This window comes from Curtobacterium sp. PhB130 (assembly GCF_003755165.1).
Lineage (GTDB): Bacteria > Actinomycetota > Actinomycetes > Actinomycetales > Microbacteriaceae > Curtobacterium.
Genome location: NZ_RKII01000009.1, coordinates 241,469 through 258,713, shown reverse-complemented (window position 1 = coordinate 258,713; position 17,245 = coordinate 241,469). Strand labels below are relative to the sequence as shown.

Here is a 17,245-nt window from a genome sequence, read left to right as displayed (position 1 = left end):
GGCCCCTTGCCCCAGCACCTCGTCGACCGCGACCCGCAGGTTTCCCCCCAGCAGATGGCCGCGTCGCTGGTGCCGCCGCCCCAGTTCACCGAGGCGTCCTTCGACTCGTACCGGCCGGACGCGGACTACCCGTCCCAGGCCGCGGTGCGCGACGCGGTGTCGGCGTTCGTGGCGACGCGGCCGGAGCCCGTGAAGCGCGGGCTGTTCGGACGGAAGCGTTCGGCCGGTGCCGCGGCGGGGTCGTCCGCCTCCGCCGGGAAGTCCGGCGTCTACCTGGACGGCGGGTTCGGCGTCGGCAAGACCCACCTGCTGGCCGCGGCGTACCACGCGGAGCCCGGGCGCAAGACCTTCGGCACGTTCATCGAGTACACCGCGCTCGTCGGGGCGCTCGGCTTCCAGGGGACCGTCGACCTGCTCCGCGGGACCGCCCTGGTCTGCATCGACGAGTTCGAGCTCGACGACCCGGGCGACACGATGATGATGACGCGGCTCATCAAGGAGCTCAGCGACACCGGCACCCGGTTCGCCGCCACGTCGAACACCCCGCCGGGGGCCCTCGGCGAAGGGCGCTTCGCGGCGCAGGACTTCCTCCGCGAGATCCAGGCGATGTCCGACCGGTTCGAGACCATGCGGATCGACGGGCTCGACTACCGCCGCCGTGCCGTCGACGAGTCAGCCGCGGTGGTGTCGGACGTCTCGGCGTCGTTGCCGGGGTCCGGCGCGGTCACGCTCGACGACTTCCGGTCCGTCGTCGCGCACCTCGCGTCCGTGCACCCGTCGAAGTACGTCGCGCTGGTCGACGGGCTCGAGGCGGTCGGGCTCACCGACGTCGCTCCGTTCACGGACCAGACCGACGCGCTGCGCTGGGTCGCGCTCGTGGACCGGCTGTACGACGCGCAGGTGCGGATCATCGCGTCCGGCACGCCGCTCGACGAGGTCTACCCGGCCACGATGCTCGACGGCGGGTACCGGAAGAAGTACCTGCGCGCTGCGAGTCGCGTGGTCGCCCTCACCCGCGTCCCGGACTGAGTCGACCGCGGTCCGGGCCGGTCCTGCCGGGCCGGTGTCGCGCCTCCCGTCCGGGGTCGATCGCGGATCGCGTCGGTCCTGCCGGGCCGGTGTCGTGCCTCCCGTCCGGGGCCGATCTTGCGGGGTGCCCGGGCGTCGGGCCACCTCGTGACCGTTGTGCGACGCGTGTCGGGCACCGTCCGGACGGACTGCGGGAACTCCTGGCCCCCGTCCAGGGGGCCGCGAGGCTCCGGAAACACGACGTTTACAAAGCGGCCCGTCGCGTTACACCCGCGAAACACATCGTGCTCCCTCACGAAACGTCACCTCGCCAGACTCTGTCCTACCCGAGGCGGACACGTCGGTGCCCCGATGCACAGCAAGCACCGCCGACGTGGTGACCGCACTGCAATCGAGAGGTGAGACATGCTTGATCAAGGCAACACGACCTTCGTGTTGGTGATGGCAGCCCTGGTGTTGTTCATGACACCCGGCCTGGCGTTCTTCTACGGCGGACTGGTGAAGGCCAAGTCCGTCATCAGCATGATGATGATGTCCTTCGGGGCGATCGCGCTGGTGAGCGTCCTCTGGGTCGTCTACGGCTACGCGATCGCCTTCGCCAACCACGGCGACGGGACGGCCGTCTCCGGCGCCGTCGGCTTCTTCAGCATCGACTGGAACCAGATCGGCCTCGGCCAGGCGTTCGAGGAGGCCAAGGCCTCCACGATCAACGCCGCGTACCCGTCGATGGCGTTCGTCGGCTTCCAGGCGACCTTCGCGATCATCACGGTCGCCCTCATCTCCGGCGCCATCGCCGACCGCGCCAAGTTCGGCGCCTGGATGGTCTTCGCCGGCGTCTGGGTCACGGTCGTCTACTTCCCCGTCGCCTCGTGGGTCTTCAACCTCACCTCCGGTTGGGCAGCCACCTGGGGCGTGATCGACTTCGCCGGCGGCACCGCGGTGCACATCAACGCCGGTGCAGCGGGCCTCGCACTGGCGATCGTCCTCGGCAAGCGCGTCGGGTTCGCCAAGGGCGCCCACAAGCCGCACAACCCGCCCTTCGTCCTCCTCGGTGCCGCGATCCTCTGGTTCGGCTGGTTCGGCTTCAACGCCGGGTCCGAGGGTGCTGCTGACGGCATCGCCGCGATCGCCTGGGTGAACACCCTCGCCGCCCCGGCCGCCGCCATCCTCGGCTGGCTCCTCGTCGAGAAGCTCAAGGACGGCAAGGCCACCTCCATCGGTGCCGCATCGGGCGCCGTCACCGGCCTCGTCGCGATCACCCCCGCATGTGCCAACCTCACCCCGGGCTGGGGCATCCTGCTCGGCTTCATGGCGGGCATCATCTGCTGCTTCGCGATCGACTGGAAGTACCGCCTCGGCTTCGACGACTCGCTCGACGTCGTCGGCGTCCACCTGGTCGGCGGCATCGTCGGCACGCTGTACCTCGGCTTCTTCGCCAACGACACCGGCCTGATCTACTCGGGCTCGTTCGCGCAGCTCGGCAAGCAGGCCGCCGCCGCCGGTGCGGTCGGTGCGTACTCCTTCGTGCTGGCCTTCATCATCGGCTGGATCATCGAGAAGACGATGGGCTTCCGCGTCACGACCGAGGACGAGGTCGCCGGCATCGACACCGCGGTCCACGGCGAAGAGGGCTACGTCCTCTACGAGGACCGCGACGAGACGCCGGTCGGCGTCCGGTAGCTGCTGCCCCCTGATCGACGAAGGCCCCCGCGTGCGCGCGGGGGCCTTCGTCGTGTGTGGGGTGTGTGTGTGCGTGCGCGGGGTGCGGGTGTGTGCCTGTGTGTGTGGGTGGGGTGCGGCTGGGTCGACGGGGAACGACAGGGTCGCTGTCGTATGACACCCACGCTGTCGCTTGCGCCCGTCCGCGGATGTCCGCGCGTGCAACGAACGACGGGGTCGCTGTCGTACGACAACGTTCTCGTCGTCGCGGGTCGGCCGCATCGAAGCGGTCCGGGAGCGCCGTCGCTCCCGGCCGTGGCAGGGTGGGAGCATGACGACGACGTCGATGCTGACCAACCTGCGCCCGGTCGGGGGACCCGGACTGCAGGACGGCCGACCCCGCACCGTGTACCGCGCGAACACGGAGGAGTCCGTTCCCCCTTCGGCCTACCCGGCGCTGGACGGGGTGGTCGACCTCCGCCGGGACGACGAGATCGAACGGGTCCCACACCCGCTCGGCAGCGCGGACGGGTACCGCGGAGTGCCCCTGTTCGACCCGTCGAAGACCGAGGCCGGCGCGGCAGCGGTGCAGCTCGAGGAGCAGTACGTCGACTGGCTCACCCGGCACCGGAGCGGGATCGCCGCCGCGCTCCGGGCGATCGCCGAGATCGAGGGGGACGTGCTCGTCTGCTGCTCCGCCGGCAAGGACCGCACCGGGGTGATCAGCGCGCTGCTCGCCCGGCACTGGGGCGCGTCGACGGCCCTCATCGGGGACGACTACGCGGCGAGTGCGGACGGGCTGGCGGAGCGGTTCGCCCGCGAGCGTGCCGTGAGCACGGACCTCGATGCGACCGCGGTCGCGCAACGGTGCGTGCCGGAGATCATGACGACGGTGATCGCGCACGTGGAAGCGCGCTGGGGGAGCGTCGAGGGCTACCTGCGTTGGATCGGTCTGACGGACGCGGAGATCGGCGCGCTCTGAACAGCGGGACCTACGCCACCGGCCCGCGCGACGTGCCCCGCGCGCCCGCGCGACGTGTCCTGCCGGTCCGCGCGACGTGTCCTGCCGGTCCGCGCGACGTGTCCTGCCGGTCCGTACCACGTGCTGTGACGCGACCACACGACTGGAGGCCCGGTGCGCGTCCGACGCGCACCGGGCCTCCAGGCCGTTGTCCCTAGCTCACCAGGCGTAGTCCTCAGGTGAGGTCTTGTGGCCCGGGAACAGCTCGTCGAGGCGCGCGAGCGCGGCGTCGTCGAGCCGGATGTCGACGGCGCGGACCGCGGACTCCCACTGCTCCATCGTGCGGGGTCCGGTGATGGGTGCGGTGACGCCCGGCTGGTGCAGCAGCCACGCGAGAGCGAGCTCGCCCGGGGTGTGGCCGAGCTCCTTCGCGAAGGCCTCGTACCCGGTCAGCTGGTCGCGGTGACCCTCGACGTACTCGGCGCTGCGGCCGGACAGACGGCGCGAACCCTGCTCGGTCTTCTCGATGATGCCGCCGAGGAGGCCGCCCTGCAGCGGCGACCACGGGATGACACCCAGACCGTAGTGGCGGGCTGCGGGCAGGACCTCGCGCTCGACGTCGCGGACGACGAGGTTGTAGATCGACTGCTCGCTGACGAGGCCGAGGAAGTTGCGGTGCTTCGCGGCTTCCTGGGCCTGCGCGATGTGCCAGCCGGCGAAGTTCGACGAACCGACGTAGAGCACCTTGCCCTGCTGCACAGCGAGTTCCATGGCCTGCCAGATCTCGTCCCAGGGGGTGTCCCGGTCGACGTGGTGCATCTGGTAGAGGTCGATGTGGTCGGTCTGCAGGCGTCGGAGGCTGGCGTCCAGCGACTGACGGATGTTGTACGCGGAGAGCTTCCCGCCGTTCGGCCAGTCGATCATCTCGCCGTAGACCTTCGTGGCGAGGACCGTCTTCTCGCGACGGCCGCCGCCCCTCGCGAACCAGCGGCCGATGATCTCCTCGGTGGCACCCTTGCCCACCGAGCCGCCGTAGCCGTTCGCGGTGTCGAAGAAGTTCACGCCGAGCTCGTGGGCCCGGTCCATGATCGCGTGGGAGTCGTCTTCGCTGGTCTCCGGCCCGAAGTTCATCGTGCCGAGCACTGCTCGCGAGACCGACAGCCCTGTCCGTCCGAGATGTGTGTAGTCCATGGGTCGTGTCTACCGCGCGGCTCGGAGTCCTGCCAGGCCCTGCGAGTACCGGTGATGGGGAACCGGAGGGTGTCCTGCCCACGCCGGTCGTCTGAGGAAGGAGCACCTCATGCCAGCCAAGGACGAGATCCCGAGCACCCTGCAGCGGTCGCCGAAGCACGCGCAGGAGATCTTCGTCGCCGCCCTCGACTCCGCTGAGGAGGAGTACGGCGACGGCGAACGTGCGCACCGCACGGCGTACGCAGCCGTCAAGCACGAGTACGAGAAGGTCGGCGACCACTGGGAGGAGAAGGAGTCCTCCGGGCCGTCGGACTCCGGGGCCGCGGGATCGCGTGGATCGGGCACGACGGAGGAGGGCGTCGACGCGAACGCCTCGAAGGCGCACCTGATGGACGTCGCGAAGAAGCTCGACATCAGCGGGCGGTCGTCGATGAAGAAGGACGAGCTCGTCGACGCGATCAAGAAGGCGAACAACCGGGAGAGCGCGAAGTCGCGTCGATGAGCTGTCGTGCGGCTGTGACGGGCGCGGGCGGTCGTGTGGCCGTGACGGGCGCGGGCGGTCGTGCGGCCGCGACGTGTGTGCGCTGCTGTATTCCGGTTCGAGCATGGGCGGGTCAGCGGGCGGAGTAACGTGCGGCGGATGGACATCCCAGCACTCCGCGGCAGCCGGATCCTCGGGTTCGGGCACCACCAGCCCTCCCGCATCCTGACCAACGACGAGCTCTCGACGATGGTCGACACGAACGACGAGTGGATCGTTACCCGCACCGGCATCTCCTCGCGACACATCGCGGGGCCCGACGACACCGTGACGTCGATGGCAACCGCGGCGGGCGCCGCAGCCCTCGCCGACGCGGGCAAGTCGCCGTCGGACGTCGACCTGGTGATCGTGGCCTCGACCACGCACCGCGACCGGGCGCCCTACACGGCAGGCCGGGTCGCGGCAGCGCTCGGGATGACGAACGGCCCCGCGCCGATCGACATCAACACCGCGTGCAGCGGCTTCGAGTACGCGATGGCCCTCGCCGACCAGGCGATCCGCACCGGTTCGGCCGACACCGCGCTCGTCATCGGGTCGGAGCTGCTCTCCGGGATCGTCGACTGGACCGACCGCTCCACGTGCGTCCTGGTCGGGGACGGTGCGGGCGCAGCCGTGCTCGGCGTGTCGGCGGCCCCCGAGATCGGGCCGGTCTCGTGGGGAAGCGTGCCGCACCTCGAGCGCGCCGTGGTGGTCGACGGAGACCCCGAGCGGTTCTCGCAGGAGGGCCGTTCGATCTACCGCTGGGCGATCACGGAAGCCGAGGGACACGCCCGTCGAGTCGTCGAGGCCGCCGGGCTGACCATGGACGACATCCAGGTGTTCGCGTTCCACCAGGCGAACCTGCGGATCATCGAGCCCCTCGTCGCGGCGCTCGGCGGGGAGTCCAAGTTCGTGATCCGGGACGTCGTGGAGTCGGGCAACACCTCGGCGGCCAGCGTTCCGCTCGGCCTGTCCAAGGCCTGGGCGCGGGGCGACCTGCCCGAGGGGGTCCCTGCGTTGCTGTTCGGGTTCGGCGGTGGGTTCGCCCACGCCGGGCAGGTCGTGACGACGCCGGTCCGGGCGTTCTAGCGCTCCCGCACCGCTCAGAGTGCGGTGTCGGGGCGCTTGCTCGTCCGGTCGTGCGTGCTCGTCGTGCTCGTCGTGTTCGCCTCTGGGTCGTCCTTGCCGCGGCGGCGCCACGGCAGTTGACGCTGCCGCGGGGCCTTCGGGGCCTTCGGATCCAGCAAGAAGGGGAAGTGCGCCGGCGGCAGGCCGAAGCCCGTCCGTGATGCCTGGATCACCTTCCGCCCCAACGCGTGGTTCCCGAGTCCACCGACCGCGGCACCGATCCCGAACGGCAGCGCGCGCCCGAGCATCGACGTCCCCTGTCGCGCGGCGAACCGCTTGACGAACGAGTCCCGGACCTGCTTGCCGATCCCCGTCACCGCCTGCTGCGGGAGCGAAGACGTGACCATCTCGCCCCAGAAGGCGGTTCGCACCTGCCCACCGGCTGCCTGGCCCGCGAGCTGCTTGATGAGCTGGGTACCTGGCGTGCCGAGGATCATCGCCATGACCAGCGTGCGAGAGCGCTCCGGGTCGTCCAGGGCGATGCCGTGCACCTCGGTCACGGACTGCGCGAAGAGCGCCGTCGTCTCGAGGAAGCCGACCGTCTCCGCCCCGCTCAGTCCGAAGCTCGCCGCGATGCCGATGCCGGGGACCACCGCACTCGCACCCACTGCTGCGCCGCCCGTCGTCACCGCCGTCAGGTAGTGGCGTTCGAGGATCTGGATCACCTCTGCCGGGGAGGCGTTCGGGTTCCGCCGCCGGATGCCGTTGACATGCGCGACGACGACCGGTCGCTGCACGTCGAGGACGCGGTCGAGCCACTTGGCCCAGCCCTTCGCCGTCGTCGGGAGTGCGGTGTCCGGGGCCGTCTGGTCGACGGGGGCGAGCGGCAGCGGAACGATCGCCTGGTCCCGCTGGTCCGACCGGTTGTTCTGCTTCGGGGCCATGCCGCCACGCTACGCCGGGCATGTGGGAGGCTCGCTGGGTGGCTCCAGAACACGCACTCGACGCTGTCCGCCGCGCAGCGGGCTTCCGAACGGTCACCGAGGTCGCAGCGCTTGCGCCCGATGTCCTCGTGCTCGACCCGGGGTCGGTGCTGATCGGGCTCGGCGTCTCGCTCGGCACCGGTGTGGTGCTGTACCCGGGAGCGGTGCTCGAGACGCGCGACACCGGCACGATCGAAGTGGCGGCGGGCGTGCGGGTCGGACCCGGACCGGTGACCATCGTGGCGGACGGCGCATCGGTGTCGGTGGGCGCGGACGCGGAGCTCGGGCCGGGCGGAGTGACAGTCAGCGCCGTGTCGGCGGACGTCGTGGTCGGTGCCGGTGCTCGTCTGCGTGGTGGTGCCGCCATCGAGGGACCGGCGCACCTCGGGCCGGGCGCGCAGGTGCTCGGCACCGTCGCCGCTCGGGACGTCGTCCTGGAGGGTGGTGGGACCTTCACCGAGCCGGATCCGGACCGGCGCGCGGCCGTGCTCAAGGGCGCGGGGCGGGTCCACGGCGTGCGTGTCGCGGCCGGTGAGGTCATCGCCGCCGGTACCGTCCCGCACACCGTCGAGCGGCAACGCAAGTACCACCCCGCGGCGCCGTCGCTGCCCTGAGCGCAACCCGGGAACGGGGCACCAGCGCGGCTCTGACCTCCCGCGTCGCTCCGGGGTTCAGCGGCACGGGATGCCGGCGCGGGCGAGCTTCGCACGGACCACCTCCGGGTCCATCAGGTCGGCCCACGTCAGTCGCACGAAACCCCGGACACCGTCGAACGAGCGGACGAAGTCCTCGCGTTGCTTCTCACGCCAGTGGGCGTCGGCGGTCGAAGCGCCAGCGAGCATCGCCGTGTCTTCGTACTTCGCGCGCCCGTCCACCTCGACGACGACACCCTGGTCCGGGAACCAGAAGTCGACGACCGCTCGCCTGTCCCCGGGGCGGGCGAACTCGTGCTGCTGGATCGGCTCGGGGGCTCCGACCTGTCGGAACCGCACCCGGCAGATCGACTCCGCGGGCGACCCCGACAGTGCCGACCCCATCTCGACGGCCGTCCGTGCTCGTGCATGCGCCTTCGGCCCCACCGTGTCGACCGCCGCGATCAGGACCGAACGATCGATCACCCGGTCCCGGAGTACGTGATCGACTGCCGGCAGGGCGTTGAGCAGCGGTCGTGTCGCGGCGATGTCGACGACCGTGCGCACGAGGTCCGTGACGGGGATCCCGCAGACCTCGGTCGGTGTCCCGAACGGGTGGCGTGCCACACCGTGTCGGACGAACCACGCAGTGACCGTGGTCATCGCCGTCGTGGGATCGAGCAGGTGCACCTTCGCGGGCCATGCGCCGAAGCTCGGGAGCCCGTGGACGCTGCTCGCGGACAACCAGCCGACGACGGAGCCCTGTGTCACTCGCGGCAGCGATGCACGAACGAGCAGGAGGTGGCGATCCGCCGGCCGGAGCCCATCGAGCGCACGCGGCCGGACGAGCACCCCGGATCGCACACGGAGGAGCTGGCCACGCTGTGCCGCGCGCTCAGCCGCACGGCGCTCTGCACCGAAGAGGGTGCTCGTCCTGATGAGCTCGACGTCGAAGGCTGGCGATCGCATGACCAGAGCTTCCGGGATGCTGCGGCCCGGGTCGGTCTTCGGTGGAGATCTGTGGACGGACCACTCGGAAGCGCGGCCTGTGGAGGGCTGATGCGCGTGCAGGTTTCGACATCGCAGAAGTCGAACGACTCGTGCCGTGTCGAACCATGCGCGCGCAACCTGTGCGTTCGCAAGCTTCGACACCGCAGAACGCGATCGACTTCTGCCGTGTCGAAAGTGTGGCGCGAAGCGGAACCGGGCAGCGCAGCGCGCAGCGCGCAGCGCGCAGCGCGCAGCGCAGCGCCGCTAGCGCCGCGCGAGCTCCGCGCGCAGCGGCAGGTCCTGGTCCTCCAGGATGAACTGCGCGCCGACGCCCGTGCGGGCGTTCACCACGACGGGGGCGAGCAGGTTCACCGTGGTGCCCGCGGCACCGGGGTTCGCCACGACGAGCAGCATCGCGTCAGCAGGATCGGCGAGCCCGATGGACGCGGCCTGCGCGTCGGAGAGCGACGGCGCGTACGAGGGCAGGTGCGACGCCGCGTCGAGCAGGAACAGCCGCGGGTCGGTGGCACCGGACGCCGTGACCCCGGCGCCGACCAGCGTGAAGAGCCCGTTCGCCCCGGCGACCGGGACGAGCGTGAACGACACCAGCGGCTCGAGGCCGAAGGGCGCGACGGTGAAGGTCAGGGGGATGTTGCTCATGAGAGGTAGTCCATCAGGGTCGGCTGGAGCACCTTCGCGGTGACGGCGAGGGCTGCCTGGTAGTTGGTCTGCTGCACCTGCAGGTCGAGGACGGCCTTCGCGAGGTCCTTGTCCTCGATCGAGGACCGCCGGGACTCCAGCGAGACCGCACCGGACGCCAGCGACGACTGCGCCGTGAGTGCCGCGGCGTGCCGGACACCGACGTCGGCCTGGACGCCGCGCACGGTGGCGATGTGCGCGTCGACGTCGTTGAGTCGGGGGTTCACGTTCACGCCGTTCTGCAGGTCGGAGACGATGGAGTCGATCATCGAGAACACCGACGAGGACCCCGATCCGAACACGTCGGTGCCGGGCGTGTCGACCCGCAGCGTTGTGCCGTCCCCGATGCGCCGGTCGACCGGCGCCGTCGCCGACGCCCACCCGGAGCCGGGAGCCGACGGGGTGCCCGCGTCGTAGGCGACTGCTGCGGTGGAGGACCCGGCGAAGACCGAGCGGGTGCCGTACGTGGCGTTCGCACTCGTCGCGAGGTCGGCGGCCAGCGCCTGGAACTGCGTGACGTAGGCGTCTCGGTCGGTGTCGCTCATGGTGCCGGTGTTCGCCGCCTGCACGGTGAGGTCGCGGACCTTGGACAGCACCGAGTAGACGTCGCCGAGCGCGCTGTCGGTGTTCGCGAGCCACCCGACGGCGTCGTCCGCGTTGCGGGTGTACTGCGCGTTCGCGGCCTGCTCCTTGCGGACCTGCATCGCCGACGCGGTGCCGACGGGGTCGTCGGAGGGCTTGCCGATGTTCTTCAGCGTGGTGGCCTGGTCGGTGAGCTGCGCGAGCTTCGCCGCACCGGCCTGCAGCCGCGCGGTCGCGGCCGCCATGGACATCTGGGTGGTGACCCGGGTGATCATCGTCATCCCCTCCCGACGAGGCCGACGCGGTTGATGAGGGTGTCGAGCATCTCGTCGACGGCCGTCAGGACGCGCGCCGCGCCCTGGTAGGCGTGCTGGTAGCTCAGCAGGTTGACGTTCTCCTCGTCGAGGTCGACGCCGGCGCTCGACTGCTGCTGCGTGCGGGCGTTGGTGAGCGCGAGTCCGGTGAGCGTCGATTCCGACGTCGCCGACCGGGAGGCGGTGCCCACCCCCGCCACGAAGGTCGCCCACGCGCGGTCGGGTGCGTCCAGGGCCGCGCCGAGCTGCCCGATGGCGTCCGCGACCGAACCGTCGTGGTCGCCCGCCGCGTTCCGTGTCGCGATGCCGCTCGCGTCGGTGGGGACGACGGTGAGGCCCTGCGCTGCGGGGACGCCGGCGGTAAGGGCGAAGAAGTCGACGCCGGTGGTGCCGGCGGGGGTCGTGCCGGCGTGGTGCGCGGCGTTCACCTGCGCGGCGATCGTGGTCGCGACGGCGTCGTAGGCGGCGGACGCCTGGGCGAGCGCGCCGCCGGTGCCGTTCGTGTTCGCCGGGGCGAGCAGCGAGACGTTGCCGGCGATCGAGCCGCCGTCGAGGGCGACCGCGGAGCCGGAGCCGGACGCCCAGGTGAGCGTCACGGCCGAGCCGTCCCCGAGCCGGGTGCCGCCGCCGAGGGCGACGGCGCGGGCGTCGGTGCCCTGCACGAGCGGGTTGCCGCCGATGAGCACGTCGACGGTGCCGTCGGCGTTCGTCCGGGTGGTGCCGCCGGCGAGCGAGGCGATCTGCTCGGTGAGCTGGTCACGCTGGTCGATGAGCTCGTTGGCGTTCCCGCCGCCGGCGAGCGTGGCGCGGATCGTCCCGTTGAGGTCGGCGACCTGCTTCGCGGCGTCGTTGAGCTGCGAGACCTGCCCGGCGACGGTGTTCCGGACGCTCGTCCACTGGGCGTCGACGGCCTTCGAGCCGCTCGCGAGCGCCGCGGCGACGGTGTTCGCGGCACCGATGAGCGCGGTCGCCGCACCCGGGTCGTCGGTGTGCGTTGCGAGGTCGCTCCAGGCGGACCAGAAGCCGTCGAGCTTCGCGGAGACGCCGTCCGATCCGGGCTCGTTGAGGCCGGTCTCGAGCTGGTCGAGCGCGGTCGCCCTGGCCGTGGCGTAGGCGGAGGACCCGGCCGCGGCGCGGACGCCGGCGTCGAGGGTCAGGGACCCGAGCCGGGCGATGCCGTCGACGGAGACGCCCTGTCCCGCGAGCGCCGCGGTGCCCCGCATGAACCCGGTCTGGACGGTGGGGACGGAGGTCTGGGTGACGCGCTGCCGCGTGTAGCCGGTGGTGCCGGCGTTCGCCATGTTCTGGCCGGTGACGTCGATGCCGGCGCGGGCGGCGGTGAGGCCGGAGTACGCGGTCGCGAGGGAGCCGAAGGTGCTGACCACGGTGCTACAGGCTCCCGTCGAAGAGGCGCGCTTCGCTGCCGGCACGGCCGGAGGACCCGGTCGCGTCGTAGGTCGCCGCGTCGCCGACGGTCCCGGCGAGGGTCTCCTCGGTCGCCTGTGCCGCGGTGCGGAGGAAGCGGTCGTTCTCGTCCCGGAGGGCGCCGATCTGCGTGGTGAGTTCGAGCATTGCCTGCAGGTGGGCGGCGAGGATCTCACCCCATGGGCCGTTCGGCGCCGCTGCGACGACGTCGCGAAGGGGAGCTGCGGGGTCCACGCCCCACTCCTCGGCGACGGCGGCGCTCTGTGCGCTGCGCTCGAGGCCGGTGGTGCGGAGCCGTTCGAGCACCTGCTCGACCTCGCGGCTGGCGTGCGACACCCAGCGGGAGCGGCCCGCGGCGAGCAGCAGCTGCTCCTCCTCGAGCTTGAACGTGAGCAGTTCGAGCAGTTCTCGTTCGCGCCAGAGCACGGCGGACAGGTCGTTCACGCTCATCATCTCCTCCCGGTGTCGGTCATCCTGTGGACACCGAGGACTATCGGCCGGGTCGGGAGCGCCGTAAGCGCGGCGGTCCGCCCGCAGGCCGTGACCCCTCCTCAACGGGGGTCAGGAACGAGCGTTCTCCGGCCGGTGTCCTCCCAAATGCCGACCGGGAATGCCCCGTCGTCCCCCCGCACTGGGGACGCCTGCGGGGCTGCTCAGGGGATTGCCAGCCGATACATTCAGAACCGCACCCCGGGGGACAACCCGGAGCGCGTCACAGGGGCGCAGGTGCACCGCTCGGAGGGACCCGGGCGGTTCTTCGGCGTACCACCCGGCCTCCACGCGGCCGGTGATCGTCGTGCCCACGCACAGGGTGGGCCCCAGGGACGGGGTCAGTCACAGCGAGACGACCAGGGGAAGCGCATGGACCGCACCGAACGCAACGCGATGATCACCGAGCACCTCCCGCTCGTGGGGTACATCGTGTCCGACGTCCGTGCCCGTGCCACCCACCTCGACCGCGACGACCTCGCCGCCGTCGGTTCGCTCGCACTCGTCACCGCCGCCGACGCGTTCGACCCCACCCTCGGTGTCCCGTTCGGCGCCTACGCCCGGACCCGGATCACCGGTGCGATCGCCGACGACATGCGGTCGGCGGACTGGGCGAGCCGCGGCACCCGGAAGCGCATCCGCGAGGCGCTCGCCACGCAGGAAGCGCTGTCCTCCCGGCTCGGCCGCAGTGTCTCCGTGCAAGAGATCGCGGACGCGATGGGCGTCGACCGCCAGACGGCCGCCGACGCGATGAGCGACGCCGGCCGCACCGTGACCCCGATCGACGAGACCGTGCACGACACCGTCGCCGCGGAGATCCCGATGCCGGGCGACGACCTCGTCGAGACCGAACGCCGTCGCTACCTCCGCGCCGCCGTCGAGGCGCTGCCCGAGCGGATGCGCTTCATCGTCGAGGCCGTGTACTTCGGCGACCGCTCGGTCACCGAGGTCGCCGCCGAGCTCGGGATCACGCACTCCGCCGTGTCGCAGCAGCGCTCCGAGGCGATGCGTCTGCTCCGCGACGGACTCGCCACGCACTACGGCGACGGGGGAGCCGTCCCCGAACCCGCCTCGCGCACCACCGCCGCGCGCCGGAGCGCCTACCTCGCCAAGGTCGCGGCGAACGCCGCGGTCGGCGTCGCCCGCGCCGTGCAGGACGTGGCATCCGGCCACCAGGTGGTCGCGAGCTGAGACGTGGGGACCGACCCGGACGGAGAAAATCCGGGACGGTTCTCCTAACGCCTCCGGCCGCCCGGCCGACAGGCACCGTTGCCAGCCCACGGACGGGCCGGCGAAGACCCAGATTTCACGGAGGAAACCACCATGGGTATGTCCATCAACACCAACCTCTCGGCACTCAACACGTACCGGAACCTCAACTCGACGCAGAACGACCTGTCGAAGTCCCTCGAGAAGCTCTCGTCGGGTCTCCGCATCAACCGTGCTGCCGACGATGCGGCCGGTCTGTCGATCTCCGAGGGGCTGAAGTCCCAGGTCGGTGGCCTCACGGTCGCCGCCCGCAACGCGCAGGACGGCATCTCCGTCGTGCAGACCGCTGAAGGTGGCCTCACCGAGACCCACTCGATCCTCCAGCGCATGCGCGACCTGGCGGTGCAGGCCGGCAACGACTCGAACAACGAGGACTCGCGCACGGCGATCACCACCGAGGTCGGGGAGCTCTCCAAGGAGCTCACCCGCATCTCGCAGTCGACCAACTTCAACGGCATCAACCTGCTCGACGGCTCCGCCGGCACGGACGGTGTCCTGAAGTTCCAGGTCGGCGCCAACGGTGACGCTGCGAGCCAGATCGACGTCGACCTCTCGAAGGCGAACGTCAGCGACGTGGCCGACGCCGTGGGTGCCCTCACCTTCGACAGCGCCGACAACGCGCAGGCCGCGATCACCGAGATCGACAAGCAGATCAAGTACGTGTCGTCGGCTCGTTCGAACATCGGTGCCATCCAGAACCGCTTCGACCACGCCATCAACGTGACGAACGTGGCCAAGGAGAACCTCACCGCTGCGTCCTCGCGCATCACCGACGTCGACATGGCGGAGGAGATGGTCAAGTACACGCGCGACAACATCCTCAGCCAGGCCGGCACGTCGATGCTCGCGCAGGCGAACCAGAGCACGCAGAACGTCCTCTCGCTGCTCCGCTAGTCGCGTCGTGCCGCTCTCCGGGACAGTTCAGGCGTCCCGGGGAGCGGCACACCGCACCGCTCGTGCGGCACGCCCACCGGCGTCGCCCTGACCGTGACCCCAAGGAGCCACGATGACCACGTCGTCCGTGTCGTCGACCAGCGGCAACTTCGCCATCGACGGACTCGTCTCCGGCCTCGACACCACGAGTCTGATCAACTCGCTCATGTCGATCGAGACGGTGCCGCAGACGCTCCTGAAGAACAAGGTCACGACGACCAACTCGTTCATCTCGTCGCTGCAGACGATCAACTCGTTGGTCCAGACCCTCGCGACGAAGGCCACGGCGGCCGCGAAGGCCTCCTCGCTCGACGTGTTCAGCGCCACGAGCTCGAACGCCGCCGTCACCGTGGCCACGGGGGCGAACGCCAGCGCCGGGTCGCTGAGCTTCACCGTCGCGTCCACGGCCGCCGCGCAGGTCGGGGTCACCGCGGCGATGTCCACCTGGTCCGCCGACGCCCAGCCGATCACCATCACGAAGGCCGACGGCACCACGACGACGGTCACGCCGAAGTCGGGCTCGCTCGACGACGTCGCCTCCGCGATCACGAAGTCCGGCGCCGGGGTCACCGCCACGAAGGTCGCGGCCGGCACGGACACGGACGGCACGAAGCTCTACCGCCTGCAGCTCACGTCCACCACGACGGGTGCCGCCGGCGCGTTCACGATCTCCCGGGGCACGGCCGACGACGTCGCCGCCGGGACCGCGACGAACGTCCTCACCGAGATCGGTGCCGCCGTCGTCACGCAGGCGTCGGACGCCTCGGTGACGCTGTGGGCCGGCACCGCCGCGGCACAGACGGTGACGAGCGCGTCGAACACGTTCACGGACCTGGTCCCCGGCCTCACCGTCACGGTCACGAAGCCGACGACGGACCCGGTGACGGTGACGGTCGCCCAGGACACGACCCAGGCCCAGGCCGTCGCGTCCGGGCTGGTCGACGCGATGAACGCGATCACGTCGTACTACAACTCGAACACCAGCCTGACGAGCACCACGAGCGCGACGACCGGCACCACGACGACCACGGCGGGCGTGCTCCTCGGCGACGCCACCACGCGCGACGCCGTGCAGCGCCTCACGAGCACGATGTCCGCGCCGGTGAACGGCAAGTCCCCGTCCTCGATCGGCATCTCGATCACGAAGGACGGCGACTTCACCTTCGACGCCGACGCGTTCCAGAAGGCCCTCGCCACCGACCCCCAGGGCACCCAGGACATCCTCTCCGGGCTCGCGACGACGGTCGGGTCCGCGGCGACCGCCATCTCGGACAAGTACACGGGGTCCATCACCACCGCGATCACCGGACAGCAGTCGGTGGTCAAGGACCTCAACGACCAGATCGACCGCTGGACCGACCGCCTCGCATCCCGCAAGTCGGCACTGCAGACGCAGTACGCGGCGCTCGAGACCAGCCTCAGCAAGCTCCAGTCGCAGTCGAGCTGGCTCACCAGCCAGCTCGCGAGCACCTCGAGCTGATCGGGAACCCCATGACCTACGACAACCTGGCCCAGCGCCGCCGCGCGCAGTACACGAACGAGGCCGTCCTCTCCGCGACGCCCGCCCAGCTCGTCACGCTGCTCTACGACCGGCTGCTCCTCGACCTCCACCGTGCCGAGGCCGCGCAGGTCGCGAGCAACTGGGACGGCGCCCGCGAGCAGCTCCTGCACGCACAGGCCATCGTCGGTGAGCTCTCCGCCACCCTGCGCATCGACGCGTGGGACGGTGGCGAGGGCCTCCTGGCGATCTACAACTACGCGTCGACCTCGCTCATCACCGCGAACGTGCACCGTGACGTGCAGGCCACCCGCGACTGCATCCGCATCCTCGACCCGCTGCGCCAGGCCTGGCACGACGCGGCCGCCGCGATGCCGGCCACGCCGGCGCCGGTGCAGCACACGACGGGTGGGGCCCTCGGTGTCGCCTGAGCAGGACCACGAGCTGACCACCGCTTGGGAGGCCGTGCTCACGTCCCTGGAACAGGCGGCGGTCGGCGACGACCCGACCCCCTGGCACGAGCCGGCCGGGCTGGGTCGGATCCCGCGGGAACTGGTGGGGCGGGCCTCCCGGCTGCTCGCCGCACAGCGGGACCGCATCGCGGTCCTGGAGCAGGACCGGCGCGCGACGCTCGACCACCTCGGCGCACTGCGCCAGGTCGACGCGACCCGTGAGCCGCAGCGCGCGGTCTACCTCGACGCTTCCGCGTAGCGCGCGCCCGCCCGTCGAACCGCGCGTAGGTGGTCGAATCGCGCGTAGGAAGTCGAATCGCGCGTAGGTGGTCGGAAGTTCCCACCTCCTACGCGCGAAACGACCACCCTCGCGCGGGGCGGGGAGTGGGAACGCGCGTGGCGAGTGGGAACGCAGGCCGGGAGCGACCCCGTGCGCCTAGGAAGTCGATTCGCGCGTAGGTGGTCGGAAGTTCGCACCTCCTACGCGCGAAACGACCACCCTCGCGCGGGGCGGGGAGCGGGAACGCGCGTGGGGAGTGGGAGCGCGCGTG

General features: G+C 71.1%; 18 protein-coding genes. 11 read left to right on the top strand and 7 right to left on the bottom strand.

Going from position 1 to position 17,245, the window contains the following annotated elements; all coding sequences use genetic code 11:
- Positions 1–6: 6 nt before the first annotated feature.
- From zapE to EDF24_RS14715, 3 genes are all read left to right on the top strand, one after another.
- Positions 7–1,029: a cell division protein ZapE gene (gene zapE, locus EDF24_RS14725; RefSeq protein ID WP_260233460.1), complete on the top strand. Its 1,023-nt coding sequence runs from the start codon at positions 7–9 to the stop codon at positions 1,027–1,029.
- A gap of 405 nt (positions 1,030–1,434) precedes the next feature.
- Positions 1,435–2,709, top strand: a complete 1,275-nt coding sequence (locus tag EDF24_RS14720) for an ammonium transporter (RefSeq protein WP_123653276.1) — start codon at positions 1,435–1,437, stop codon at positions 2,707–2,709.
- A gap of 310 nt (positions 2,710–3,019) precedes the next feature.
- Positions 3,020–3,670: a tyrosine-protein phosphatase gene (locus EDF24_RS14715; protein WP_123703819.1), complete on the top strand. Its 651-nt coding sequence runs from the start codon at positions 3,020–3,022 to the stop codon at positions 3,668–3,670.
- Between the two features lie 198 nt (positions 3,671–3,868).
- Here EDF24_RS14715 and EDF24_RS14710 read toward each other — a convergent pair whose 3' ends face one another.
- The gene (locus tag EDF24_RS14710; RefSeq protein ID WP_123703817.1) at positions 3,869–4,840 is read right to left on the bottom strand and encodes an aldo/keto reductase; all 972 of its coding nucleotides are present in this window, start codon (positions 4,838–4,840) and stop codon (positions 3,869–3,871) included.
- A 109-nt stretch (positions 4,841–4,949) separates the two neighbouring features.
- Here EDF24_RS14710 and EDF24_RS14705 point away from each other — a divergent pair, with 109 nt between their 5' ends.
- Entirely contained in the window at positions 4,950–5,342 is a 393-nt protein-coding gene (locus EDF24_RS14705) for a ChaB family protein (protein WP_123703815.1), read from the top strand.
- A gap of 138 nt (positions 5,343–5,480) precedes the next feature.
- Positions 5,481–6,449, top strand: a complete 969-nt coding sequence (locus EDF24_RS14700; RefSeq protein ID WP_123653280.1) for a beta-ketoacyl-ACP synthase 3 — start codon at positions 5,481–5,483, stop codon at positions 6,447–6,449.
- 14 nt (positions 6,450–6,463) lie between these two features.
- On the opposite strand, the gene EDF24_RS14695 is transcribed toward EDF24_RS14700, so the two are convergent.
- A complete protein-coding gene (locus EDF24_RS14695) occupies positions 6,464–7,372 on the bottom strand; it encodes a hypothetical protein (protein ID WP_185021677.1) in 909 nt (302 codons plus the stop codon).
- 38 nt (positions 7,373–7,410) lie between these two features.
- On the opposite strand from EDF24_RS14695, the gene EDF24_RS14690 reads away from it, so the two are divergent.
- Positions 7,411–8,025, top strand: coding sequence for a hypothetical protein (locus EDF24_RS14690; protein ID WP_148070906.1), 615 nt, complete (start codon positions 7,411–7,413; stop codon positions 8,023–8,025).
- 57 nt (positions 8,026–8,082) lie between these two features.
- On the opposite strand, the gene EDF24_RS14685 is transcribed toward EDF24_RS14690, so the two are convergent.
- From EDF24_RS14685 to EDF24_RS14665, 5 genes are all read right to left on the bottom strand, one after another.
- Positions 8,083–9,012 carry a hypothetical protein gene (locus EDF24_RS14685; RefSeq protein WP_123703812.1) on the bottom strand — a complete coding sequence of 310 codons (930 nt, stop codon included), beginning with the start codon at positions 9,010–9,012 and terminating at the stop codon, positions 8,083–8,085.
- Positions 9,013–9,297: 285 nt separating this feature from the next.
- On the bottom strand, positions 9,298–9,693 hold the full coding sequence (gene fliW, locus EDF24_RS14680) for a flagellar assembly protein FliW (RefSeq protein ID WP_123703810.1): 396 nt from the start codon (positions 9,691–9,693) through the stop codon (positions 9,298–9,300).
- Entirely contained in the window at positions 9,690–10,595 is a 906-nt protein-coding gene (locus EDF24_RS14675; protein ID WP_123653284.1) for a flagellin, read from the bottom strand. Before EDF24_RS14675 ends, fliW begins: the two co-directional genes overlap by 4 nt.
- Positions 10,592–12,013, bottom strand: a complete 1,422-nt coding sequence (flgK, locus tag EDF24_RS14670) for a flagellar hook-associated protein FlgK (protein ID WP_123703808.1) — start codon at positions 12,011–12,013, stop codon at positions 10,592–10,594. Before flgK ends, EDF24_RS14675 begins: the two co-directional genes overlap by 4 nt.
- A gap of 4 nt (positions 12,014–12,017) precedes the next feature.
- Positions 12,018–12,503 carry a flagellar protein FlgN gene (locus EDF24_RS14665; protein WP_123704113.1) on the bottom strand — a complete coding sequence of 162 codons (486 nt, stop codon included), beginning with the start codon at positions 12,501–12,503 and terminating at the stop codon, positions 12,018–12,020.
- Positions 12,504–12,914: 411 nt separating this feature from the next.
- Between EDF24_RS14665 and EDF24_RS14660 the strand changes: the two genes are divergently transcribed.
- The 5 genes from EDF24_RS14660 to EDF24_RS14640 all read left to right on the top strand — a co-directional run bounded on the left by EDF24_RS14660 (position 12,915) and on the right by EDF24_RS14640 (position 16,953).
- Complete coding sequence (locus EDF24_RS14660; protein WP_123703806.1) at positions 12,915–13,733, top strand: sigma-70 family RNA polymerase sigma factor; 819 nt, start codon at positions 12,915–12,917, stop codon at positions 13,731–13,733.
- A 132-nt stretch (positions 13,734–13,865) separates the two neighbouring features.
- Positions 13,866–14,705 (top strand): flagellin, encoded by an 840-nt coding sequence (locus EDF24_RS14655; RefSeq protein WP_221181381.1) that lies wholly within the window; start codon positions 13,866–13,868, stop codon positions 14,703–14,705.
- Between the two features lie 112 nt (positions 14,706–14,817).
- Complete coding sequence (gene fliD / locus EDF24_RS14650; RefSeq protein ID WP_123703802.1) at positions 14,818–16,224, top strand: flagellar filament capping protein FliD; 1,407 nt, start codon at positions 14,818–14,820, stop codon at positions 16,222–16,224.
- An 11-nt stretch (positions 16,225–16,235) separates the two neighbouring features.
- Positions 16,236–16,673 (top strand): flagellar export chaperone FliS, encoded by a 438-nt coding sequence (fliS, locus tag EDF24_RS14645; RefSeq protein ID WP_123703800.1) that lies wholly within the window; start codon positions 16,236–16,238, stop codon positions 16,671–16,673.
- The gene (locus EDF24_RS14640; RefSeq protein ID WP_148070905.1) at positions 16,663–16,953 is read left to right on the top strand and encodes a hypothetical protein; all 291 of its coding nucleotides are present in this window, start codon (positions 16,663–16,665) and stop codon (positions 16,951–16,953) included. The genes fliS and EDF24_RS14640 overlap by 11 nt, the downstream gene beginning before the upstream one ends.
- Positions 16,954–17,245 lie beyond the last annotated feature (292 nt).